Origin of the sequence: Candidatus Kosakonia sp. 282A-S69 (genome assembly GCF_029433855.1) — a bacterium.
Classification (GTDB): Bacteria; Pseudomonadota; Gammaproteobacteria; order Enterobacterales; family Enterobacteriaceae; genus Kosakonia; species Kosakonia cowanii_A.
In genome coordinates this window covers 1,026,349-1,049,123 of the sequence record NZ_JAROAU010000003.1, presented here as the reverse complement: position 1 = coordinate 1,049,123, position 22,775 = coordinate 1,026,349, and the positions used below count along the sequence as shown (strand labels likewise).

The 22,775-nt window shown below is 56.0% G+C and carries 20 protein-coding genes and 1 riboswitch; of the genes, 8 read left to right on the top strand and 12 right to left on the bottom strand.

The window, feature by feature from the left end:
• Positions 1-30: 30 nt before the first annotated feature.
• A riboswitch (TPP riboswitch) is annotated at positions 31-127 on the bottom strand.
• A gap of 76 nt (positions 128-203) precedes the next feature.
• Entirely contained in the window at positions 204-1,175 is a 972-nt protein-coding gene (locus PU683_RS10630; RefSeq protein WP_277171430.1) for an Rpn family recombination-promoting nuclease/putative transposase, read from the bottom strand.
• A gap of 104 nt (positions 1,176-1,279) precedes the next feature.
• Positions 1,280-2,353 carry a LacI family DNA-binding transcriptional regulator gene (locus tag PU683_RS10625; protein WP_277171429.1) on the bottom strand — a complete coding sequence of 358 codons (1,074 nt, stop codon included), beginning with the start codon at positions 2,351-2,353 and terminating at the stop codon, positions 1,280-1,282.
• Between the two features lie 268 nt (positions 2,354-2,621).
• Here PU683_RS10625 and PU683_RS10620 point away from each other — a divergent pair, with 268 nt between their 5' ends.
• Complete coding sequence (locus PU683_RS10620; RefSeq protein WP_277171428.1) at positions 2,622-3,887, top strand: maltoporin; 1,266 nt, start codon at positions 2,622-2,624, stop codon at positions 3,885-3,887.
• A 138-nt stretch (positions 3,888-4,025) separates the two neighbouring features.
• Here PU683_RS10620 and PU683_RS10615 read toward each other — a convergent pair whose 3' ends face one another.
• From PU683_RS10615 to PU683_RS10590, 6 genes are all read right to left on the bottom strand, one after another.
• Positions 4,026-4,337, bottom strand: coding sequence for a PTS sugar transporter subunit IIB (locus PU683_RS10615; RefSeq protein ID WP_277171427.1), 312 nt, complete (start codon positions 4,335-4,337; stop codon positions 4,026-4,028).
• Between the two features lie 65 nt (positions 4,338-4,402).
• Complete coding sequence (locus PU683_RS10610; protein WP_277171426.1) at positions 4,403-6,460, bottom strand: beta-galactosidase; 2,058 nt, start codon at positions 6,458-6,460, stop codon at positions 4,403-4,405.
• Between the two features lie 30 nt (positions 6,461-6,490).
• Positions 6,491-7,678: a glycoside hydrolase family 53 protein gene (locus PU683_RS10605; protein ID WP_277171425.1), complete on the bottom strand. Its 1,188-nt coding sequence runs from the start codon at positions 7,676-7,678 to the stop codon at positions 6,491-6,493.
• 4 nt (positions 7,679-7,682) lie between these two features.
• The gene (locus tag PU683_RS10600) at positions 7,683-8,534 is read right to left on the bottom strand and encodes a sugar ABC transporter permease (RefSeq protein ID WP_042716650.1); all 852 of its coding nucleotides are present in this window, start codon (positions 8,532-8,534) and stop codon (positions 7,683-7,685) included.
• A gap of 9 nt (positions 8,535-8,543) precedes the next feature.
• Positions 8,544-9,851, bottom strand: coding sequence for a carbohydrate ABC transporter permease (locus tag PU683_RS10595; protein ID WP_277171424.1), 1,308 nt, complete (start codon positions 9,849-9,851; stop codon positions 8,544-8,546).
• Positions 9,852-9,908: 57 nt separating this feature from the next.
• Positions 9,909-11,144, bottom strand: coding sequence for an extracellular solute-binding protein (locus PU683_RS10590; protein WP_277171423.1), 1,236 nt, complete (start codon positions 11,142-11,144; stop codon positions 9,909-9,911).
• Positions 11,145-11,486: 342 nt separating this feature from the next.
• Here PU683_RS10590 and PU683_RS10585 point away from each other — a divergent pair, with 342 nt between their 5' ends.
• From PU683_RS10585 to PU683_RS10570, 4 genes are all read left to right on the top strand, one after another.
• Positions 11,487-12,599, top strand: a complete 1,113-nt coding sequence (locus PU683_RS10585; protein ID WP_277171422.1) for an ABC transporter ATP-binding protein — start codon at positions 11,487-11,489, stop codon at positions 12,597-12,599.
• A gap of 149 nt (positions 12,600-12,748) precedes the next feature.
• Positions 12,749-13,762: a zinc-binding alcohol dehydrogenase family protein gene (locus PU683_RS10580; RefSeq protein WP_277171421.1), complete on the top strand. Its 1,014-nt coding sequence runs from the start codon at positions 12,749-12,751 to the stop codon at positions 13,760-13,762.
• Between the two features lie 196 nt (positions 13,763-13,958).
• Positions 13,959-14,294 (top strand): RcnB family protein, encoded by a 336-nt coding sequence (locus PU683_RS10575; RefSeq protein ID WP_034812043.1) that lies wholly within the window; start codon positions 13,959-13,961, stop codon positions 14,292-14,294.
• Between the two features lie 12 nt (positions 14,295-14,306).
• Positions 14,307-14,732, top strand: coding sequence for a GNAT family N-acetyltransferase (locus tag PU683_RS10570; RefSeq protein ID WP_277171420.1), 426 nt, complete (start codon positions 14,307-14,309; stop codon positions 14,730-14,732).
• Between the two features lie 194 nt (positions 14,733-14,926).
• On the opposite strand, the gene apbC is transcribed toward PU683_RS10570, so the two are convergent.
• The gene (apbC, locus tag PU683_RS10565) at positions 14,927-16,036 is read right to left on the bottom strand and encodes an iron-sulfur cluster carrier protein ApbC (protein ID WP_277171419.1); all 1,110 of its coding nucleotides are present in this window, start codon (positions 16,034-16,036) and stop codon (positions 14,927-14,929) included.
• A 165-nt stretch (positions 16,037-16,201) separates the two neighbouring features.
• Here apbC and metG point away from each other — a divergent pair, with 165 nt between their 5' ends.
• Both metG and PU683_RS10555 read left to right on the top strand, forming a co-directional pair.
• Complete coding sequence (metG, locus tag PU683_RS10560; protein ID WP_277174267.1) at positions 16,202-18,232, top strand: methionine--tRNA ligase; 2,031 nt, start codon at positions 16,202-16,204, stop codon at positions 18,230-18,232.
• A 90-nt stretch (positions 18,233-18,322) separates the two neighbouring features.
• On the top strand, positions 18,323-18,778 hold the full coding sequence (locus tag PU683_RS10555; protein WP_023479721.1) for a YehR family lipoprotein: 456 nt from the start codon (positions 18,323-18,325) through the stop codon (positions 18,776-18,778).
• A gap of 93 nt (positions 18,779-18,871) precedes the next feature.
• On the opposite strand, the gene PU683_RS10550 is transcribed toward PU683_RS10555, so the two are convergent.
• Genes PU683_RS10550 through PU683_RS10540 form a run of 3 tightly spaced genes read right to left on the bottom strand, consistent with a single transcriptional unit; the run spans position 18,872 to position 21,796 of the window.
• On the bottom strand, positions 18,872-19,342 hold the full coding sequence (locus PU683_RS10550) for a YehS family protein (protein WP_277171418.1): 471 nt from the start codon (positions 19,340-19,342) through the stop codon (positions 18,872-18,874).
• 52 nt (positions 19,343-19,394) lie between these two features.
• A complete protein-coding gene (gene btsR / locus PU683_RS10545; protein ID WP_277171417.1) occupies positions 19,395-20,114 on the bottom strand; it encodes a two-component system response regulator BtsR in 720 nt (239 codons plus the stop codon).
• Positions 20,108-21,796 carry a sensor histidine kinase gene (locus PU683_RS10540; protein WP_277171416.1) on the bottom strand — a complete coding sequence of 563 codons (1,689 nt, stop codon included), beginning with the start codon at positions 21,794-21,796 and terminating at the stop codon, positions 20,108-20,110. Before PU683_RS10540 ends, btsR begins: the two co-directional genes overlap by 7 nt.
• A 219-nt stretch (positions 21,797-22,015) precedes the next feature.
• Between PU683_RS10540 and PU683_RS10535 the strand changes: the two genes are divergently transcribed.
• Entirely contained in the window at positions 22,016-22,750 is a 735-nt protein-coding gene (locus PU683_RS10535) for a MerR family transcriptional regulator (RefSeq protein ID WP_277171415.1), read from the top strand.
• Positions 22,751-22,775 lie beyond the last annotated feature (25 nt).

Here is a 22,775-nt window from a genome sequence, read left to right as displayed (position 1 = left end):
TTGCTCCTGCCCGGCGTGAAGAAGGGATGCCGGGCAGGCATCTGACTTCCCTACGCTGGCATTATCCAGATCAGGTAATACGGGTTTTTCTCAGCCTTCACAAAGAAGGGCACCCCGAGTCATAACATCAATAAATTGTGGTGAAACCGTTAAGTAGCTTAATGCTGACAGGTGACGGTGTAAATGCGCATTTGCCTACGCGTTCAATGGCGAATCTGCGCCAGCTCCGCTTCGGTAAGCCCGGTCATGCTCATCACCGTGCTGCGATCGAGGCCGTTTTGCAGCATCGCCCGGGCGATGCGGAGCGCCTCTTCTTTGCGCCCCTTCTCGATACCGCGCTGCTCGCCAAGCTCAAGGCCTTGTTCAATGCCTTGTTCAATGCCTTTTTCGATACCTTTTTGTTCAAGCTGCTGTGCAATTGTCATCAATTGGTCCTCATGCTGTGGTGCCTTCAGCGCCAGTTCACGCACAAAGGCGTGCGCATCTGCTGTCTCGCCAGCATACACCAGGTAGTTTATCAGCGAAGCTAATTGCTGTCGTGTGATGTGTTCGTTCACCAACAGAGTCGCGAGCCGATCAAGAATTTCGCTTAAGTCGCGCTGATGGATATGTTTCTGTAACAGCGTCAGCGCCGCCATGCTGCGGTGATTCATTATTTCGTTATCCGGTATCACCGAGACATCAACGAGTGGAAAACTGCTGCTGTATAGCTCTTGTGCGGTTGTCGGGCTGACAAACAGCTCCAACCAGTTCGTTGACCAGGGATAAGGGGTGCGCTTTCCGGTATAAAAAAGCAGGGGAATAACTAACGGTAGCGATTTATGCCCAGCATCAAGGTGTCTCTGCATCGCGGCAATCGCGTAACGCATTAACCGAAACGCCATATGGTGATCGGGAGTGGATTGATGCTCAATCAGCACATGGATATACCCCTCCCCTGCGCGTGTGTTCAGGCTGTAGAGCACGTCACTGTAATAAGCCCGCAGGTTCTCTTCGACGAAACTTCCCGACTCCAGCCTGAGCGTGCGTAAATCGCAGAGTGCCAGTAAATGTGCGGGCAGATGCAGTTCGATAAAATCCCTCGCCGTCGTCGGGTTGGTCAGAAACTGTTTGAATGCCGCATCGTGCGGCGTGGGGGTGTTCTTTGTTTTGCGTTGCGTGGTCGTATCGATCATGAAGGATTTGCCTCCCTGGCTTGCGTTCTGTCCCTCTAAATATCACTAAAATTTGACCACGCCCAGGTGGGCTTTTTCTGAAAAAAGCCAATTACCTTTTCCTGTTATTTCATCAGTTTATGCGCAATGGCCTGCAACTGCTCCGCGATCTCCTGCAGGTTAGCGCTCTGCGTCTGCGGTGCGCCGGTGGAGTGACGAACAATCAGGCGTGCGGGCAGCACCGATGAACCGCGGGCGGCGTCGCCGTGACCGCTGTCGAGCAGGCGACGCACCGCCTCTTTCCCCTGTAAATCAAGATCCAGCGAGACAGTGGTTAACGACGGGTGAAAGAAGGAGCTTTCATAGGTGTCGTCATAACCGATCACCGATTTCTCCCCTGGAATGGCAATCTGGTGTTGGTGAAACGCGCTCAGTACGCCGAGGGCCATCTGGTCATTACCGACCAGCACGGCGGTAAAATTGGGCGTTTCGCGCAGCATCTGCAGCGCCCCGGCGTAACCGCTCTGGGCATCCCAGTTGCCGTGGAACACCTTCACCGGTTTCAGGCCGTAGCTATTGAGAGTATCAACCCAGCTTTTTAACCGCAGCTTTGCCGAGACGGAGCTTTCCGGGCCCGCCAGCAGGGCGATATCCCGGTGCCCCAAATCATAAAGATGTTTAACGCTCGCACGCGTGCCGTCCGCCGGGTTGAACGAAACATTAAACACCGAGCTGTAAGGGTCAACATCGAGGAACAGGCAAACAATATCATCATTATCAGCAGCAATGCGCTGAGCCTCATCGGTCTCCAGCGGTACGTTAATGATCACCTTATCAACCAGCTGTGACTTCAGTTCGTTGATGGCCGACTGGATATCATGATTGACGTTCTCATCAATCATTGAGATCAGCACCTGGTAACCATCGAGATTGGCATAGCGTTTCACCGCCGCCGCCACCTGTGACGGGGCATGCAGCGCCAGCGAGGTGGTCACCAGCCCGAGGGTCTGACTCTGCTTACCGACCAGCTGTTGCGCCAGCCGGTTCGGCACATAACGCAGCAACTCTATCGCTTTCTCAACCTTGAGACGCGTGGCTTCGGATACATTGGCAGATTTATTGAGTACCCTGGACACGGTCTGATAGGAGACACCCGCATGGCGGGCAACGTCTTCTAACGTCGCGCTTTTAGACTTCATGGTCCGGTTCCTTATGTTGTTATGCGCCAATTGTAACAGGGCAGATCAAAAAAAACGCTCACCGCTCATTTCCTCGCCGTTTTAGTAGTAAAAAAGTATCACGCTCACAATACGCATAAATGTGAACAAATTCTCTACCTGTAACAAAAAACGCTGATTTATTTGCAGTTAATCACACATTTTAGATCGTCAGTTTGCCTGTTTTTACATTTAAGCATTTTATGACTGCGATTATGTGAACGTAATACAAAACAATAAGAGGAATACGATGAAGACTCCACTACGCACACTCTCTCTTGCGTTAGCCGCCGCGCTGACCTCAACCTCGCTGATGGCGGCCACATCGGTCCCCATCGATTTTCACGGCTACCTGCGCGGCGGCGTGGGCGTGTCGGGCGATGGCGGCCAGGTGGAGTGGCAGAAAAATAAGATTGGTCGTCTGGGTAATGAATCCGACACCTACGGCGAACTCGAGCTGGGCTCGGAAGTTTACAAAAAAGATGACGTCAGCTTTTACCTCGACAGCATGGTCAGCATGGTCTCCGATGGCTCGAATGATAACGAAACCACTATCGGCGACGATGCGCAGTTCGGCTTACGCCAGCTGAATCTGCAAATCAAAGGGCTGATCCCCAACGATCCCAACGCGGTGATCTGGGGCGGCAAGCGCTACTATCAGCGCCACGATCTGCACATTATCGATACCAAATACTGGAATATCTCCGGCTCCGGCGCGGGGATCGAAAACTACACCTTCGGGCCGGGCGCCGTCTCTTTTGCGTGGATCCGCGGCGATGCCAATGATGTGGATTACCGCGTCGATAACGACAATGACGTCAACATTAACTATCTCGACCTGCGCTATGCGGGCTGGAAACCGTGGGCGGGCGCGTGGACGGAGTTTGGTATCGACTACGCCATGCCGAACCCAACCAAAAAGCAGAAAGCCTACGGCGGGCTGTATGACGCGGATGATGGCGTGATGCTGACCGGTGAAATCAGCCAGGATATGCTCGGTGGCTACAACAAGCTGGTGTTGCAGTATGCCAACAAAGGGCTGGCGCAGAATATGGTGTCGCAGGGGGGCGGCTGGTATGACATGTGGAACGATGTCAATGACGCTACCGGCTATCGCGTGATCAATACCGGGCTGATCCCGATCACTGACCGCTTCTCCCTCAACCATGTGTTGACCTACGGCGCGGCCGAAGATACCACTGCGTTTACCGACAAATCCCGCCTGGTGTCGCTGGTTGGTCGCGCGCAGTACCAGTTCACCGAATATGTGCGCCTGATTGGTGAAGTGGGCGGCTTCTACCAGAAGGATAACTACAAAAACGGCACTCACTATAAGCAGAGCGGCGAGAAGTACACTATCGCGCTGGGCCTTGCCGACGGTTCCGATTTTATGTCGCGTCCGGAACTGCGCCTCTTCGCCTCTTATCTAAACGACTCTGAAAATGGTAAAGCGTTTGAAGATGGCACCAGGAATAATACCTGGAACTTTGGTGTACAGGTGGAAGCCTGGTGGTAAATCGCCGTTATATTTATCGTTTGAAAAAGAGTATGTAATTAACCTCGTTATTTATCTCCGACCCTTGCAGGTTTATATTGCTACTGCGTTCGTTATTGTTTATTTGGGATACCCGTTGCGGGTATCCCTTTTTTATTGCTAACGGGACGAAAAACGCTCGTCGAGTAATTTACGCAGCGCGTCAGACTGCTTGCCGAAAATAGCATGTACCTGCTGACCGAGAATAATGACGCCCAGCGCGCCCTCCTCCTGCAGCGCCTGGGAATCCACGCGGGTTAAATCACTTACCGTGACGCGCAGGCGTGTCAGGCAGGCATCAATCTGTTCAATATTCGTCTCGCCGCCAAAGGCCGCCGCCAGTCGCTCAATTTTCAATATCTCAGCTTCGCTGAGCGGGGTGGCCGGTTTGGCCTCAGAGAAGTAATGCAGGAAGGATTTAAGGCTTACCATCGCAGGTCTCCGTAATCAGCAGATAAAAAAACGCCTGCCCCAATGGGCAGGCGTACAGAGTGGGCTTACGCGTCGCGGCGAACGACGCGGCAATCCCAGGGCTTGAGCGCCAGCACACCGCTGACGGAGGCCTCGCTCAGGCAGTCGTGATAACCCGGCGGCAGCGTGATGCTCTGCGTCTGGGCGGTGAAGTTCTGAATAAAGACGAATGCCTGTTCGCCATCTTCCCGCGCGGTAGCCACCACACCCGGCGGCAGCTCAACGTGAAGCGCACGCGGCAGCGACAGCGTATCGATAAGATTGGCGAAGAAGTCCCGCTGGAACGCCAGATCGTTACGCGAGGCGACATGCCAGGCTTTGCCCTTGCCGAAGGCGTTGACCGTCACCGCCGGGCGACCGGCATAGAAATCATCCCGGTAGGTTGCCAGCGACTGCGCGCCCTCAAGCTGAATCAGCTCGCAGAGATGGCGCACCTGATAGGGCCCCTGCAGGCCCGCTTCGTTGCCCGCCAGCCCCTGCACCAGGTTACGTTCGTGGTCGTCAAGACAGTCAATCTCCTCCGCCCAGATGCCAAGCAGGTTGCGCAGCGGGCCGGGGAAACCGCCCAGGTGGCAGAGATCGCTCTCATTAACCACACCGCTCCAGTAGGAAGTGACCAGGTGACCGCCACTGGCGACAAAGCTCTCGGCGCGTTCAGCGAAGCCGTCGCGCACCATATAGAGCATCGGGGCGATCACCAGATGGTAGCGGCTGAGATCGGCATCGGCATTAATCACATCCACCGCCACGCCCTTCTCCCAGAAGGGCCGGTAGTGTTCGTTAACCGTCTTTTCATACTCCATGCCTTTATTGCGCGGCCCCTGCGCATCATCCAGCGCCCAGCGGTTCTGCTGGTCGAAGATAATCGCGACCCGCGCCTCGGTGCGACAGCCCATCACCGGGGTCAGCTTGCTGAGCATCTCACCGAGCGCGGAGACTTCACGGCCAACGCGGGTATCAAGGTGGCCAACGTGATCAATCACCGCGCCGTGGAACTTCTCCACCGAGCCACGGCTTTTGCGCCACTGAAAGTACTGCACCGAATCGGCGCCGTGCGCCACCGCCTGCAACGAAGAGAGGAGATGCATTCCCGGCTTTTTCAGCTTGCTGGTCGGCTGCCAGTTGGTGACGCTCGGCGTTGACTCCATCAGCACGAAGGGCTTGCCGCCTTTCAGCGTGCGCATCATGTCGTGATACATGGCGGTGTAGCAGGCAAGCTGGGTTTCGTCTTTATCGCGGTGCCACATCGGGTAGCTGTCCCAGGAGATAAAGTCGATCGCCTCAGCAAGCTGCCAGTAGTCGTAATCGTAGAAGTACTCCATGAAGTTGGTGGTCACCGGCAGCGCCGCATTGGCGGCCTTTAGCGGGGCGACTTCATGACGGCAGAAATCGGTCACCTGGGCGGTGTTAAAACGCCGCCAGTCGAGGTTAAGACCGTGAATGGAGAGTTCGCCCTGCGGCGCAGGGGACTCGATTTGCGACCAGTCACTGTAGGTGTGGCTCCAGAAGTCGCTCCACCAGGCGTGATTCAGCGCCTCCAGCGTCTGATAGCGCGCCTTCAGCCAGTCGCGGAAGGTCTGCTGGCATAAATCGCAGTGGCACTCGCCGCCATACTCGTTGGAGATATGCCAGCCGAGCACCGCCGGATGCTGCCCGTAGCGCTCCGCCAGCAGCGTATTGATCTTCAGCGTCTTTTCACGGTAGACCGGCGAACTCATGCAGTGGTTGTGGCGGCCGCCATGTAGCGCAGGCACGCGATCGCGCCCGACGCGCAGCACTTCCGGGTATTTTTGCGACATCCAGGCCGGACGCGCACCGCTCGGCGTTGCGAGGAATATATGAATTCCGCCGGCATATAATTTCTCAATCACCTCATCAAGCCAGGCGAAATTAAATACCCCCTCCTGCGGCTCAAGTTTCGACCAGCTAAATATACCGACCGACATCACATTACATTTTGCCTGCTGCATCATGGCAATATCGTTATCGATAATACCGGGATAATTTTCCCACTGTTCCGGGTTATAGTCCGCGCCATGCAATAGCGAGACGACCTTCGGGCTTAAAGGCGCAAATTTATTCATTATTCATTCCTGAAATTTACAACACGAAAATTAATTAAAGACTTTCACTGACGGCAGCACTTTTCCCTGGCAATCAAACAGGGCCTGGTTTTCACGCGCATTGCCCTCTTTCCAGTGATCATTGATATATTTCATGCCGGCGGGCGTTGCCCAGCCGTTGCCCGGCACGGCAATCCAGGTCGGTTCCCAGTAGAAGATGCCCTTGCCGCGCTGGCCCTGCACATTGATGACCGACTGCATTAAATCGTGCACATAGTCGTACTGCCCCTGCACCGTGGCCGGGTAGCCGCCCGCTTTCTCCTCGTTCGCCTGGAAGCTGTTCTCCGCGTTATCGCAGTTCGCCAGCGTGTAGGCGTAAGCCGCCTCGACGACGATCACATCTTTGTTGTAGCGCTTGCTGATGTCATCCATGTTGGCCTGCAGGGCGCTGATCGGCCCGTTCCAGTAGGTGTACATCGACAGGCCAATCACATCGAAAGGCACGTTGCGTTTGGTGATCTCATCAAACCACCAGCGGAAGGTGTCATTTTTGGTTCCTTCGGCGAGGTGCAGCATGATCTTCACCTGCTCGCCGTGGGTGAGGTTCTCTTTAACGCCCTCAATTCCAGCAGTGAGCAGCCCGGCCAGCCGGTCAAACTCGCCGCCGCCCTGCCCCCAACTTTTGCCCTCCGGCCAGAGCATACCGCCGTTAATTTCATTGCCGATCTGCACCATGTCCGGCAACACGCCCGCCTGTTTAAACTGTGCAATCGTGTCGCGGGTGTAATCATGCACCCTGGTTTTCAGCTGCGGATAATCGAGCTTCTCCCAGGCTTTCGGCTTGAACTGCTTACCCGGATCGGTCCAGAAGTCGCTGTAGTGCAGGTCGAGCAGCAGCTTCATGCCCTGCGCTTTTGCTCGCTTTGCCAGCGCCAGGGTGGTGGCGAGATCGTTATCGCCGCCGCCGTAGGCATTACCCTGCGCATCTTTCGGGTCGACCCACAGCCGCAGACGCACATAGTTGACGCCGTTGGCTTTCAGGATAGCCAGCGCATCCTGCGGCTGGTTTTTATCGTTATAGAATTTCGCCCCCTGCTTTTCCGCATCGAGCAGCGTGGAGATATCCGCCCCTTTAATAAAGTCGGCGGGCATCCGGGTAAATGGGCGCGTGGTCACTGCGCTGGCAGAAAAAGTGGCAGCGAGGCATACCGCCAGCAGAGCGGGAGTCAGTCGTTTCATATGCTTATCCTTTTGTACTGCCGGAGGTGAGGCCGGAGACGAAGTATTTTTGTAACGCCAGGTAGAGGATCGCCACCGGCACCGCAATCAGCACTGCGCCCGCGGCGTAGGTGGTGTAACTGGCACCCATTTTTTGCGCCACCAGGTTATAGAGCCCGATCGGCAGCGTGTATTTATCCGGCGTGCGCAAAATGGTGCTTGAGAGGATGAAATCCCCCAGCGGGCCGGTGAAAGAGAAGAGCGCCACCACCGCGATAATCGGTTTCGACAGCGGCAGGATGATCTCGATAAAGATGCGGAAATTACTGGCACCATCCATGCGTGCGGACTCATCAAGATCGCGCGGAATGGCATCCAGGTAGCCCTTCATCAGGTAGGTGTTCATCGGGATCATCCCGGCGACGTAGATCAGCACCAGCGCCATATGGCTGTTAATCAACCCCAGCAGCTGCGAGAGGACGAAAATCGCAATCAGCGCTGAGAACTGCGGGATCATCTGCAATAGCAGAAAGAGCATCAGCCCGTTCTGGCGTCCTTTAAAGCGAAAGCGCGAAAAGGCGTAGGCGGTAAAGCTGACGCTGATTAAGGTCAGGATCATCGTCAGCAGGCTGATTTTCATCGAGTTCCAGTACCAGGTCAGGTAGTTCACCTGGCCATTAAAGAGATCGGCATAGTGCTGGAAAGAGAGATTTTCCGGGATGATTGAGGTGCTGAGCAGGCTATTGCCGGCATTAAGCGATGCGCCAATCGTCCACACCAGCGGGTAGATAATCGTCAGCGATACCGCTGCTATCACCAGCCAGGAGAGCGTCAGGCGAATGACCTTCTCGCGGCGAATACTTTGTGATTGAGCCATTTTCTTCCCTTATGCCATGTCGTCGTTTTTGAACGATTTAGTGGCGCGGAACTGCCACAACGCCAGGCCGACGACAAAAATCGACAGCAGGATGGTGATGGTGGCCGCGATGGCGTACTGCGATGAGGACATCGTCAGCTTATAGATCCACGACACCAGAATGTCGGTACCGCCCGCATTCGCGCCGGCCACCGCCGGTCCGCCGTTGTTAAACAGGTAGATGATGTTGAAGTTATTAAAGTTGAAGGTGTATTGCGTGATGATGATTGGCGCAATTGAGTAGAGCACCAGCGGCAAGGTAATGGTGCGCAGGCGGGTAAAGGTGCCCGCACCATCCATCTTCGCCGCTTCATAGAGATCGTCCGGAATCGCCTGCAATACGCCGGTGGTCATGGCAAAGACAAACGGAAAGCCGAGCCAGGTCTGCATCATGATCAGCGCGGTTTTCGTCCAGAAAGGGTCTGTCAGCCACGGTTTCGGGTCGATGCCGAAGAAGGCAAGGATCGCGTTATTGATCACGCCAAAGGAGTCATTGAACATCCCGGCGAAGACCAGAATGGTGACAAAGCCCGGCACCGCCCACGGCAGGATGAAAATGGTGCGCACCAGCGGCTTAAAGCGCAGATCTTTCTGGTTAACAAGGATCGCCAGCAGCACGCCGACGCTGCACTGCAACGTGGTCGCCAGCAGCGTCCACACCACCGTCCACTGCAGCACGTCAAAGAAGGTTGAGCGCCAGATCGACAGGGTGAAAATATTGATGAAGTTCTTTAACCCAACCCAGTCAACCAGTTTGGCAGGCGGCGTGTGGTAGAGGTTGTAGTTGGTAAAGGCGATGGCGAAGCCGAAGAGGATCGGGAAAATCACCACGAACACCAGCAGGATAAAGCCTGGGCTAATCATCAGGTAGGGGAAGCCGTCGCTGAGCAGCATCTGGTACTGCTTGCGCACGCTGTTGAGCGGCTTACCGGCATCGCGCTTTTTGCCATTCAGCCACGCATCGCGCATTGAGAGCCCCCACACCATCAGGCCAAAGGCGATAATCAGCACGCTGATGATCCCCTCTGCCAGCAGGAAGATGGAGTTATCGCGCGGCACCTCTTCGCCAAGGGTGTATAAGCCCCACACCCCTTCGCGCAAAAAATCAGAGAAGATGCCGGTAAAACTCGCCAGCAGCAGCAGAAAGATAAGGCCTTTCAGCCACTGGCGATGGTAGAACTGGCCAAAGCCCGGCACGATGGCCAACAGCAGCCCGCACCACGCGTGACGCCCTGCGCCGGGCGCTTTGGCAAAATGTTCGCTGGGACTGATAATCACGTACGACTCCTTTTCGACAACGGGAGGTCGCCCTCCCGTTTCTGCACCAACATGCGGTTACTGGTTACTGGCCTGCATCGCTTCGACCTGCATCTGGATCTGTTTGGCGGCGGCATCCAGCGCCGCCTGCGGCGCCTGTTTACCGGTCAGGCTCAGCTCCAGCGCGGCGTTCGCCGGGCCCCACACTTCCCCCATCTCCGGAATGCCCGGCATTGCGGTTGCGCGTGCAGCCTGCACCGCCACGGCGCTCGCCTTCTCGTCGTTTTTAATCACCGGATCGTCAATCATCGCTTTCTGCGCCGGAATTTCGCGGGTGGCGAGATAGCGCGTCTTCACGTACTGCGGCTGGTTAATAAATTCGATAAATTGCTGCGCCAGCGCTTTGTCTTTGCTCCAGGTAGAGACGACATAGCCCTTCACGCCGAGGAAGGAGCTCATCGGTTTGCCATCCGGCAGCGTTGGCAGCGGCACGACGCCGTAGTTGATGCCGGCGGCTTCGTAGGGCTGGAACGCCCACGGGCCATTGATCACCGCCGCCGCTTTTTTCTCGGTAAACAGCGAATCGATGGCGTTAAGGCCGTTATCACCGAGGATGCCCGACGGGAATACCCCTTCGGCATAGAAGTTTTTCAGGAAGGTCACCGCTTCCACCGCGCCGGGTTTATTGAGGCCAATATCCTGCGGGTTATAGCCGCCCTTGTCGTTTTTCCCGAACAGATAGCCGCCCATCGGGCCAATAGCGCCCCAGCTGTAGTAAATCTGATCGAACTTCGCCAGCAGGCCATATTTATTCTGCGCGCGCTGTTTTTTCGAGTAGTCGAGCCACTCCGGCAGGCTTTGCAGCGGCTTGTCGATAAGATCTTTGTTGTAGATCAGCACCAGCGTCTCCACTGCTTTCGGCACGCCATACAGGGTGTTGTCGAGGCGGAAAGCGTTGATGGAGGCGGGCGTAAAGGCGTCAACCTTTTCTTTGTCCAGATTCAGGGGGGTGAGCAGCCCTTGCACAACCGCGCCGCCCAACTGATCATTGGGGATCACCAGCACATCCGGGCCGATGCCCGCCGGGCCATCGAGACGGAGTTTTTCCAGCTGCTGCGCGTAGGGCATCTCCTGCACGTTAACGTTGACGTTATATTTCTGCTCAAAATCGCGCACCGCATCCTGGATGCCCGCCGATTTTTTAATGTCTTCCCAGACATTGAGTTGCTGTGCGGCGGCGTGCGCCTGCAGGCCGACAAGCTGCCCGGCGGCAAGCGTTGTCAGGATCAGTGCGGTAAGGGTCTTCTTTTTCATTATCAACCTCATGTCAAGGTATAACAATTTCATGGTTTTTATGGCGCATCATCAGGTCACTGCTGCGGCAAACCACCTGATATTGCAGGGCTTAAGACGTATTCATTCTCCTTATCGGATTTGTTATACGCTACGCTTTACGCAGTGATAAAACGAGAATAAACGTTGCGTTATGTGACCAATGTTACAGAAATGAAAATTGAGTATAGGGCGCTAAATCCGTGGAAGTTATAGTCAGACCATGATTTTTCGCCGTTGAGCAGCACTGTCTCCTGATTGTTATACGTAAAACAAAACAGCTGACAAACGGCCAGTAACGGCTACTACATTCGGGGAACGTTGATGTCCAATATACGACTGAGAAATGTCACTAAGCGATTTGGCGACACGGTGACGCTGAACAATGTCAATCTGTCGATTGATGATGGCGAGTTTGCGGTGTTTGTCGGCCCCTCCGGCTGCGGGAAATCAACCATGCTGCGCATGATTGCCGGGCTGGAGGAGGTGAGCGAAGGCGAAGTGCTGATTGGCGACGAAGTGATGAATGATGTCGCGCCCGCCCATCGCGGTGTCTCGATGGTGTTCCAGTCCTATGCGCTCTACCCCCATATGACCGTGGCAGAGAACATGGGCTACGGGCTGAAAGTGAACAAAGTGCCGAAAGAGGAGATCCGCCGCCAGGTGGAGATGGTGGCGAAAACGCTGCAGTTGAGCCACCTGCTGGATCGCAAACCGAAGCAGCTCTCCGGCGGCCAGCGCCAGCGCGTCGCCATCGGCCGTGCGATTGTGCGTAATCCGCGCGTCTTTATGTTCGATGAGCCCCTCTCTAACCTTGATGCCGAGCTGCGCGTCGAGATGCGGCTGCACATTGCCCGCCTGCACCAGGAGCTGAAAACCACCATGGTTTATGTTACGCATGACCAGGTGGAAGCGATGACGCTGGCGGACAAAATCGTGGTGATGAACTACGGCAACGTTGAGCAGATGGGCTCGCCGATGTCGCTCTACTACAACCCAAAAAACAAATTCGTCGCCGGCTTTATCGGCTCACCGAAGATGAACTTTTTACCTGCTACGGTAAGTCAGTGGCAGCCGGGAGAAGTGACTATTGCTCTTGCGCAGGGCCACCAGTTGACACTCGGCATCACCACCTCACCGCTGGAGGTGGGCGCGGCCATTACGCTCGGCATTCGCCCGGAGCACCTCGCAACAGAGATGACGGGCGGCGTGCCGCTGGAGTTTCAGTGCGAAGTGGTGGAGCGGCTGGGCAATAACACCTATCTGTTTGGTCAATGTTATGGCCACGACAATATTAAAATTTTGCTGCCGGGGGATGTGCATTTCCGCCCGTGGCAGAAGATCGCCCTCGCCTTCGACAGCCGCCACTGCATGATCTTTGACGAGCAGGATCAGCGCGTCAGCGCCGACATCCCGGTACCCAACCACGATATGTAACGCCCAGGCCGGAGAAGGCAGAGCCGCCATCCGGCACTCTATTTTCACTCGGGAGCGATAAGTGCTGCTCCATTTTGCGGGTTTTTCATCAAAGCTGGGTTGTCTACCCTTACCGGTAGTGATGAAAACCCAATAAAACGGAGCCTGTTATGAAAGCCATCGCCATTACCCGCGCCGCCGCTGGCGGCAGCAACCTCGATGCCCTCACCGATATCGACCTGCCGCAACCGCAAGCCAGCGGCCACGATCTGCTGGTGGAAGTGAAAGCCATCTCCGTTAACCCGGTGGATACCAAAGTGCGCGCCGGTTTTAATGCCGATACACCGCGCGTCCTCGGCTGGGATGCGGTAGGCGTAGTAAAGGAGGTCGGCGAGTCAGTTACCCTGTTCCAGCCGGGCGATGAAGTGTGGTACGCCGGAGCGTTAACCCGTCCGGGGAGCAACAGCGAGTATCAGCTGGTAGATGAGCGTATTGTGGCGCGCAAACCCGCCTCGCTTGATAACGCCTCTGCCGCCGCCCTGCCCCTGACGGCAATCACGGCCTGGGAGCTGCTGTTTGACCGCCTCGGCGTAAAAGAAAATGGCAACGACGGCGATGTGCTGCTGATTGTCGGCGCCGCGGGCGGTGTCGGCTCGATTCTGACGCAGCTGGCGCGCCAGCTCACCCGCATGACGGTGATCGGCACCGCGTCGCGCCCCGCCAGCCAGCAGTGGGTGAAAGATCGCGGCGCGCACCATGTGATTGACCACAGCAAACCGCTGACCGAAGAGCTGGCGCGGATCGGCATCAAAGAGGTGACGCATGTTGCCAGCCTGACCAATACGCAGGATCACTATCAACAGCTGATTAACGCCCTCAAACCGCAGGGCAAGCTGGCGCTGATCGACGATCCCGACAGCCTTGATGCCATGCCGCTGAAAGCGAAGAGCCTCTCGCTGCACTGGGAGTTTATGTTTACCCGTTCGATGTTCACCACCGACGATATGATTGCTCAACACCAGCTGCTGACGCGGGTCGCGGAGCTGATCGACAGCGGCGTGCTGAAAACCACCCTCGGCGAGCATGGCGGTGCAATCACCGCGGCTAACTTACGTAAAGCCCACGCATTGCTTGAGAGCCAGCGCGCGGTGGGCAAAATCGTGCTGGAGGGGTTTGTGGGCTGATCCTGCCAGGATTACTCCCAAACCTGCCGGGCGGAGAGGAAAATTCCCTCTTCGCCCGCACTGCTTTTTCCTGGGTTTGCTTACACTTTTTACCAAAGCGTTATTTTTTGCTGGTTGCTCCGCTGTCTGTAAACGGCAATGATGTCGTGCTATTTATGCAACTACGTGAAATGTATAAGAACAACCTGGAGAGAGTATGCGTAAAACAAAAATGATGCTTCTGGGTGCACTGCTGGCAACGGCTTCGGCAACCTATGCTGAAACACCGCCCGCGACAGCGCCTGCAGGCGGCACACAGTCGTTTGAAGTGAAAGAGTTTGTTGCCGACTTTACCAAATTCACCATTGGCGACACGGTGCCGGAGATGTACCGCAGCGACGATTACAACATCAAACAGTGGAAGTTACGTAACCTTCCCGCGCCGGATGCCGGTAGCCACTGGACCTACATGGGCGGCAACTACGTGTTAATCACCGATGCCGACGGCAAAATCCTCAAAGCCTACAATGGCGACATTTTCTATCATCGTTAACCGGGAGCGCCTGTGATTATCCGCCGCTGGCAGGAGAGTGACAGGCCGTTTCTGCGTACCCTGTATCTGCATGCCCGTAAAGAAGGCTGGACCTGGCTCGACAGCCGCGACTGGGCTCTGGAAGATTTTGACTCCGCGACACTGGGAGAGGTGATTTGGGTAGCGGAAGAGGATGGGCATCGGATAGGGTTCGCATCGGTCCTGGAGAACGACAACTTCCTGCATAACTTGTTTATCGACCCTGCCTTTCAGGGCAGAGGGGTGGGCAGTGCGCTGCTTAAGCACGTGCAGAGCACCTTTACCAGCACCGGCGCGCTGAAGTGTTTGCTGCGCAATAACACGGCGCTCGACTTTTATCAGCGCCACGGCTGGCGCGTTGAGGCCAAAGGCGTCTCCCCGCAAGGGGATTATGTGCTGATGCACTATGTGTTGAAGTAGGTTTGCCTGTTGAGAGAAATGACGGCTAAGCGACACGGGTTTTGTCATTTCGTAGGCCTGATAAGGCGAAGCCGCCATCAGGCAATGTTGCCGCGGGAATAATGCCGGATGGCGCGTACCGCTTATCCGGCCTACAGAAAGGGACGACCTGAAACAACGGAGTCCGGATGGCGAGCACCATCCGGCACCTTCAATCACACCGCGCGGAACGCGATCTCACCGGGAATGATCTCACCCTGCCAGTAGAGCTGGGCGGCTACACGGCCGGCAAGGTTGCGGTAGATGGCGGTGAATTCGCTCTCCGGGCGGCTGACCACCGTCGGCGTACCCTTATCAAGATCTTCACGCAGCGAGATATGCAGCGGCATCTGGCCCAGCAGCTGGGTGTGATACTTCTCCGCCAGCTTCTCTGCACCGCCGGTGCCGAAAATCGGCTCATGGTGACCACAGTTGCTGCAAATATGCATGCTCATGTTCTCCACGATACCGAGCACCGGCACTTCCACTTTCTCGAACATGACGATACCTTTTTTGGCATCAATCAGCGCGATATCCTGCGGGGTGGTCACCACCAGCGCGCCGGTCACCGGAATATTTTGCGCCAGCGTCAGCTGAATATCGCCGGTGCCTGGCGGCATATCGAGCACCAGATAGTCGAGGTCCGGCCACATTGACTCCTGCAACATCTGCAGCAGCGCTTTGCTGGCCATCGGCCCGCGCCACACCATCGCATTATCATCCGTCACCAGGTAACCAATTGAGTTGGTCGCCAGGCCGTGGGCAATAATCGGTGCCATGTGCGTGCCGTCTGGTGAGGTTGGACGCTCATTCTCCGCGCCCAGCATCATCGGGATCGACGGGCCATAGATATCGGCATCGAGAATACCGACTTTCGCCCCTTCCGCAGCCAGCGCCAGCGCAAGGTTGACGGCAGTAGAGGATTTCCCTACCCCGCCCTTGCCGGAGCTGACGGCGATAATATTCTTCACGCCGTTAACGCCCGGCTGATTTTTCACCCGCTTCAGGGTGGCGATATTGTGCGACAGCTTCCAGTCGATGGCGCGCGCGCCGGTGAGACGCAGCAGCTCGGCGCTGCACTGAGCTTTCAGCTCTTCGAAGGCGCTGGCCCAGACGAACGGCATCAGCAGCTCGACATGCAGGGTCTCATCCAGCCATGCAACATGGTGGACAGCTTTCAGCGCTGTCAGGTTATGTTTGAGGGTGGGGTGCTGAAAATCGGCCAGCGTCCCGGTGACAATAGCCCGTAAGGCTTCCGGGGATTTGGCCTGGGATTGCGAACTCATCCCGACTCCTTTGTAGTTGTTCTGAAAACGACATTTGTAGCGCTCAAGTTTACCCCAAAGGGAATAATTATCCATTTATGGATTAATGCCCTTATCGCTTGGCGCAGATCGATGCGGTTTGGTAATATCGGAACCCCTTTTTCTCAAGAAGATGTAATGCCAACTATGACTCAAGTCGCGAAGAAAATTCTGGTAACGTGCGCGCTGCCGTACGCCAACGGCTCCATCCACCTCGGCCATATGCTGGAGCACATCCAGGCTGATGTCTGGGTCCGTTACCAGCGAATGCGCGGCCACCAGGTCAACTTCATCTGCGCGGACGATGCCCACGGCACGCCGATTATGCTGAAAGCACAGCAGCTGGGGATCACCCCGGAGCAGATGATTGGCGAAATGAGTCAGGAGCATCAGACCGATTTTGCTGGCTTCGACATCAGCTACGACAACTACCACTCAACGCACAGCGATGAGAACCGCGAGTTGGCCGAGCTTATCTATACCCGTCTGAAAGAGAACGGGTTTATCAAAAACCGCACCATCTCTCAGCTCTACGATCCGGAAAAAGGCATGTTCCTGCCGGACCGCTTTGTAAAGGGCACCTGCCCGAAATGTAAAGCGGCGGATCAGTATGGCGATAACTGCGAAGTGTGCGGCGCGACCTACAGCCCGACCGAGCTGATTGAGCCGAAGTCGGTGGTCTCCGGTGCGACGCCGGAAATGCGTGATTCCGAACACTTCTTCTTCGACCTTCCGTCGTTCAGCGAAATGCTGCAGGCGTGGACCCGCAGCGGCGCGCTGCAGGAGCAGGTGGCGAACAAAATGCAGGAGTGGTTCGAGTCCGGTCTGCAACAGTGGGATATCTCCCGCGATGCGCCCTACTTCGGCTTCGAAATTCCGGGCGCGCCGGGCAAATATTTCTACGTCTGGCTGGATGCGCCGATTGGCTACATGGGCTCGTTCAAAAACCTGTGCGACAAACGCGACGATCTCAACTTTGACGACTGGTGGAAGAAGGATTCCGACGCTGAGCTCTATCACTTTATCGGTAAAGATATCGTCTATTTCCACAGCCTCTTCTGGCCGGCGATGCTGGAAGGCAGCGGTTTCCGCAAGCCGACCAACCTGTTTGTGCACGGCTATGTAACGGTTAACGGCGCGAAGATGTCCAAATCGCGCGGCACCTTTATTAAAGCCAGCACCTGGCTGAACCATTTCGATGCCGACAGCCTGCGCTACTACTACACCGCGAAGCTTTCCTCGCGCATTGATGATATCGACCTCAACCTGGAGGATTTTGTCCAGCGCGTAAACGCCGACATCGTTAACAAAGTGGTGAACCTGGCTTCGCGTAACGCGGGCTTTATCGCTAAACGCTTCGACGGCGTGCTGGCGTCAGAGCTGGCCGATCCGGCGCTTTACAAAACCTTCACCGACGCCGCCGCTGCAATTGGCAGCGCGTGGGAGAGCCGCGAGTTTGGTAAAGCGGTGCGCGAAATCATGGCGCTCGCCGACGTGGCGAACCGCTATGTTGATGAGCAAGCTCCGTGGGTTGTCGCGAAGCAGGAGGGTCGCGATGCCGATCTGCAGGCGATCTGCTCAATGGGTATCAACCTGTTCCGCGTCCTGATGACCTGGCTGAAGCCCGTTCTGCCGTCGCTGGCTGCACGCACCGAAGCGTTCCTTAACACCACGCTGACGTGGGATGCGATTAACGAACCGCTGCTCGGCCATAAAGTAAATCCGTTTAAAGCGCTTTATAACCGCATCGAGATGAAACAGGTCGACGCGCTGGTCGAGGCATCAAAAGAGGAAGTGAAAGCCGCTGCCGCACCGGCAACGGGCGAGCTGGCTGACAACCCCATCCAGGAGACCATCAGCTTTGACGATTTCGCCAAAGTCGATATGCGCGTGGCGCTGATTGAGAACGCCGAGTTTGTTGAAGGCTCAGATAAGCTGCTGCGCCTGACGCTCGATCTCGACGGTGAAAAACGCAACGTCTTCTCCGGCATTCGCTCCGCTTACCCCGATCCGGGCGCGCTGATTGGCCGCCTGACGGTGATGGTTGCCAACCTCGCGCCGCGCAAAATGCGTTTTGGCATCTCTGAAGGGATGGTGATGGCTGCCGGTCCTGGCGGCAGCGATATCTTCCTGTTAAGCCCCGATAGCGGTGCAAAAGCGGGCCAGCAAGTTAAATAAAAAAATAAGGCGCTGAATTCAGCGCCTTTTTCTATACTGTTATACGCAGTCTTACAAAACATTACCTCACATGGAAAATAGGGGATTATCGTGAAATTCAGCAAAATCATTGCAGCACTCTTTTCTGTCGCTTTAGTTGTTGGCCTGACCGGCTGTGGTGATAAAGAAGAGAGCAAAACTTTTACCTGGGCGACGGGCGGCACGGAAGTGACGCTGACTTACTACTACAAGGGTGATGAAGTAGAGCGTCAGACCGCGAAGAACAAAATCGAATACTCCTCGATTGGTGCGAAAACCAAAGAAGAAGCGATGAAAGTTCTGGATCCGATCAGCAAAAAATACCAGAGCGTGAAAGGGGTGAAAGAGAGCGTAGCGTATGAAGAGACCTATGCTCAGGAGACGCTGGAAGTCGATTACAACGAAGTGGACTTCGCTCAGCTGAACAGCCTGCAGGGTTCTGAGTTTACCGGTACTGTTAACGGTAAAATCAGCATGAAGCAGTCCGAAGAGTTGCTGAAAGCGCGCGGCTTTAAAGAAGTGAAATAAGCCGTTCACTGCCCGGTAGCACAGAGTGCTGCCGGGCTAATTAAACCGCATCACCTCACGTGTATGCGGTTTTTTTATGGGCTAAAAATCGGGTTAACTCTTCGGCTTCTGACCGCGTACCGCCAGCCCGCGCAGGAAGTAGCGCAAAAACTGGTCGCCGCATTCGCGGAAATTCTTATGCTCCGGGGAGCGCATCATTGCGGTGATTTCCGGCATCGAGACGCGGAACTGCTGCTCGGTGAGGATCGCCAGAATATCGTCGGTCTTTAAGGAGAAGGCGATACGCAGCTTCTTCAGCACGATGTTGTTGTTGATCTTGCGCTCCATGGCGAGCGGCGGCGCGCTCTCATCTTTGCCGCGCTTTTCATAAATCAGCCCATTAAGAAACGCCGACAGCACAATATCCGGGCACGGTTTATACCCGTCCTCATCCTCTTTACGCAGCCACGGAACCAGCTGTTCAGCCGTGACTTCAGTGTCCGCCAGCGCCAGAATGCGCACCAGCGCGGTGTTGTCGACCTGCAGGGTGTAACGCAGGCTGCGCAGGATATCGTTATTTAGCATGTCTCTTTCCGAAATGATGAACCAGCGCGCAGTGTAGGCATCGCGCAGGAATTTACAACCCCAACGCCTCTTTTAAATTTTTCAGATAGCGTCGACTCACCGGCACCGTCAGCCCATCGCGCAGCAGCAGCTCGGCCTGGCCATTATCCTCAAGGCGGATCTCCTTAAGGAAGGCCATATTGACAAGATATTGCCGGTGGCAGCGCACCAGCGGCGTGCGGCTCTCCAGCGTGCGCAGCGTCAGCTCGGTAAAGCCCTCTTTGCCTTCGTGGCTGGTCACATAGACGCCGCTCATCCGGCTGCTGACAAACGCCACCTCCTCCATTTGCAATAACCAGATGCGGCTGTGGCCGGTGCAGGGGATAAACTTCAGCGGCTGCTGATTTTCCGCCAGCAGCGACACATCCTGCATACCGCGATCGTGACGTAAACGGTTGAGAGTCTTCTTAAGCCGTTGCGTTTCAATAGGTTTAAGCAGGTAGTCAAAGGCGTGCTCTTCAAATGCCTGCACCGCATACTCATCAAAAGCGGTGAGAAAAACGACATAGGGCCGGTTGTCGGGGTCGAGCATGCCGACCATCTCCAGCCCGCTGATGCGCGGCATCTGGATATCAAGGAACAGCACGTCCGGGCGCAGTGTATGCACCGCGCCAATCCCTTCAATGGCGTTACCGCACTCACCCACCACCTCAATATCGCGCTCTTCCTGTAGCAGGCTGCGCAACATTTCCCGCGCCAGCGGTTCGTCATCAACAATCAGCACTCTTAACATGCCTCTTCCTCCAGAGGGAGTCGTAAGGTAATGCGGGTAAAAAGATCCGGCTCGCAGGCGATGCTGATGCCGCACTCGTCACCAAAACGGGCGCGCAGCCGCTTATCGACGAGACTCATCCCTAAGCCACCGGCGTCCTTTTTCGGCTGATAAAGCCCGGCGTTATCCTCAATATCCAGGATCAGATGCTGCGCCTGCTGGCTGGCACGCAGGGTGATCTCGCCCACGCCCAGCAGCTGAGACGTGCCATGTTTAATCGCGTTTTCGACAATCGGTTGCAGCGTGAAGGCGGGCAAATGTAGGTGCGCCAGCGCTTCCGGCACCTCAAGCCTTATCTGCAATCGCGACTGAAAACGCGCTTTTTCGATCTGCAGATAGGCATTCACATGCTCAATCTCATCCGCAAGGGTGACGATTTCTGCGGGACGTTTCAAGTTCTTACGAAAAAAGGTCGAGAGATACTGCACCAGCAGCCCGGCCTCATCGCCGTCACGGCGGATCACCGCTTTAATGGTGTTGAGCGCATTAAACAGGAAGTGCGGGTTGACCTGCGCATGCAGAAGTTTGATCTCCGATTGGGTGAGGAGCGCTTTTTGCCGCTCATACTGCCCGGCGAGGATCTGCGCCGAGAGCAGCTGCGCAATCCCCTCCCCCAGCGTGCGGTTGATGGAGCTAAAGAGGCGGTTTTTCGCCTCATAAAGTTTGATGGTACCGACCACGCGCTGATTTTCACCGCGCAGCGGGATCACCAGCGTCGAGCCCAGTTTGCACTGCGGGTGAAGCGAGCAGCGGTACGGCACCTCATTACCATCGGCATAGACCACTTCGCCGGTCTCAATCGCCCGCTGCGTCCAGACAGAGGAGATGGGCCGCCCCGGCAGATGGTGGTCGTCCCCCGCGCCGGTAAAGGCCAGCAGCCGCTCGCGATCGGTGATCGCCACCGCGCCGATATCCAGCTCCTGATAGAGCACCTGCGCCACCCTCATGCTGTTCTCTTCATTAAACCCCTGGCGCAGAATGCCTTCGGTGGAGGCTGCCACTTTCAGCGCCGTAGCGGAAAAGGCCGAGGTGTATTTTTCAAACATTGCGCGCTTATCAAGCAGGATGCGCATAAAGAGCGCCGCGCCGACGGTATTGGTCACCATCATCGGCGCGGCGATGCTCTGCACTAAATGCAGCGCGCTTTCGAAGGGGCGGGCAATCAGCAGGATGATCACCATCTGTAATAGCTCCGCCACGCAGGTGACTGCCCCGGCGGTAAAGGGGTTAAACACGCGGTCGGTGCGCCCGCGTTTGATAAGAAAACTGTGCACCAGCCCACCGAGCAGCCCTTCGATAAAGGTTGAGAACATGCAGCTCAGCGCGGTCATGCCGCCCATTGAGTAGCGGTGCAGCCCGCCGGTGAGCCCCACCAGCCCGCCGACCAGCGGGCCTCCGAGCAGGCCGCCCATCACCGCGCCAATCGCGCGGGTGTTGGCGATAGAGTCTTCAATGTGCAGGCCGAAATAAGTGCCGAGAATGCAGAAAATGGAGAAGGTGACGTAACAGAGCAGCTTGTGCGGCAGGCGCACAGTGACCTGGATCAGCGGGATAAAGAGGCGCGTTTTGCTCATCAGCCAGGCGATCACCAGAAATACACACATCTGCTGAAGCAGCAGCAACACCAGATTGAACTCGTACATATCCGCCACACCGCATCACATAAAGCGCGTAACATACAGCGAGTCGGCAGCGGTTTCTTCGTCAGGCGTTAAAAAAAGAGAAATTCGTGCTCTCAATCACATATTGTGCCAGGGTATAGGCAGTTATGAACAAAGAGTAAACACTTCGTTAAGGTTGTTGTTTTCAAACCTAAATAAGGGCTACAGTTACATCGGCATTCGGGAAGCAAAGGAGAGATCATGGCACTTTACACGATTGGTGAAGTTGCTCTGTTATGCGATATCAACCCCGTCACACTGCGTGCGTGGCAACGCCGCTACGGTTTGTTAACCCCGCAACGCACGGATGGCGGCCACCGGCTCTTTACCGAGGCGGACATCGATCGTATCCGTGAAATTCAGCGCTGGGTTGAATCGGGCGTGCAGGTCAGTAAAGTCCAGGCCCTGCTGGCGAACAGCAGCGACAAGCGCCACGACGTCTGGCTTAGCCATCAGGAGCGCGCATTACACCTGCTGCAAAAAAGAGAGAGTCACACCCTTCAGCAGTGGCTAAGCGAACTGATGCGCGACCATCCGGCAAAGACGCTGGCGCACCATCTGATCAACCCTGTACGCGCTCGGTTGCAGGGCACGCGCCCCGCCTACCTGGCGAAGCTGAGTCTGCTGGATGGCATTCTGATTAGCCTGATTGCCGGGAACTTATCGGCATCGCGGCAGCAGACCCATGGCCGCCCGGCGCTGGTAGTAGGCTGGGACGTGCAGGACAGCACGCGGATGTGGATCGAAGGCTGGATCGCCAGCCAGCAGGAGTGGCAGGTCGGCATTCTTGCGCACCCTTTCACCCAGTTTCACCCGGAGATGTTCAAAGGCCAGATGCTGCTGGTGTGGTGCGGCGAATCCCCCTCTCCTGCGCAGCAGCAGCAGCTGCAAGCCTGGCAGGAGTCCGGGCATCAGGTGTGGCTTCTCGGCATTTAATGTTTCATTAACAACTCACAATGCC

What these genes read in the sequence shown, in the direction of transcription:
- PU683_RS10630 (WP_277171430.1), bottom strand. Translation starts at nt 1,175, where the DNA reads ATGATCGATACGACCACGCAACGCAAAACAAAGAACACCCCCACGCCG.
- PU683_RS10625 (WP_277171429.1), bottom strand. Translation starts at nt 2,353, where the DNA reads ATGAAGTCTAAAAGCGCGACGTTAGAAGACGTTGCCCGCCATGCGGGT.
- PU683_RS10620 (WP_277171428.1), top strand. Translation starts at nt 2,622, where the DNA reads ATGAAGACTCCACTACGCACACTCTCTCTTGCGTTAGCCGCCGCGCTG.
- PU683_RS10615 (WP_277171427.1), bottom strand. Translation starts at nt 4,337, where the DNA reads ATGGTAAGCCTTAAATCCTTCCTGCATTACTTCTCTGAGGCCAAACCG.
- PU683_RS10610 (WP_277171426.1), bottom strand. Translation starts at nt 6,460, where the DNA reads ATGAATAAATTTGCGCCTTTAAGCCCGAAGGTCGTCTCGCTATTGCAT.
- PU683_RS10605 (WP_277171425.1), bottom strand. Translation starts at nt 7,678, where the DNA reads ATGAAACGACTGACTCCCGCTCTGCTGGCGGTATGCCTCGCTGCCACT.
- PU683_RS10600 (WP_042716650.1), bottom strand. Translation starts at nt 8,534, where the DNA reads ATGGCTCAATCACAAAGTATTCGCCGCGAGAAGGTCATTCGCCTGACG.
- PU683_RS10590 (WP_277171423.1), bottom strand. Translation starts at nt 11,144, where the DNA reads ATGAAAAAGAAGACCCTTACCGCACTGATCCTGACAACGCTTGCCGCC.
- PU683_RS10585 (WP_277171422.1), top strand. Translation starts at nt 11,487, where the DNA reads ATGTCCAATATACGACTGAGAAATGTCACTAAGCGATTTGGCGACACG.
- PU683_RS10580 (WP_277171421.1), top strand. Translation starts at nt 12,749, where the DNA reads ATGAAAGCCATCGCCATTACCCGCGCCGCCGCTGGCGGCAGCAACCTC.
- PU683_RS10575 (WP_034812043.1), top strand. Translation starts at nt 13,959, where the DNA reads ATGCGTAAAACAAAAATGATGCTTCTGGGTGCACTGCTGGCAACGGCT.
- apbC (WP_277171419.1), bottom strand. Translation starts at nt 16,036, where the DNA reads ATGAGTTCGCAATCCCAGGCCAAATCCCCGGAAGCCTTACGGGCTATT.
- metG (WP_277174267.1), top strand. Translation starts at nt 16,202, where the DNA reads ATGACTCAAGTCGCGAAGAAAATTCTGGTAACGTGCGCGCTGCCGTAC.
- PU683_RS10550 (WP_277171418.1), bottom strand. Translation starts at nt 19,342, where the DNA reads ATGCTAAATAACGATATCCTGCGCAGCCTGCGTTACACCCTGCAGGTC.
- btsR (WP_277171417.1), bottom strand. Translation starts at nt 20,114, where the DNA reads ATGTTAAGAGTGCTGATTGTTGATGACGAACCGCTGGCGCGGGAAATG.
- PU683_RS10540 (WP_277171416.1), bottom strand. Translation starts at nt 21,796, where the DNA reads ATGTACGAGTTCAATCTGGTGTTGCTGCTGCTTCAGCAGATGTGTGTA.
- PU683_RS10535 (WP_277171415.1), top strand. Translation starts at nt 22,016, where the DNA reads ATGGCACTTTACACGATTGGTGAAGTTGCTCTGTTATGCGATATCAAC.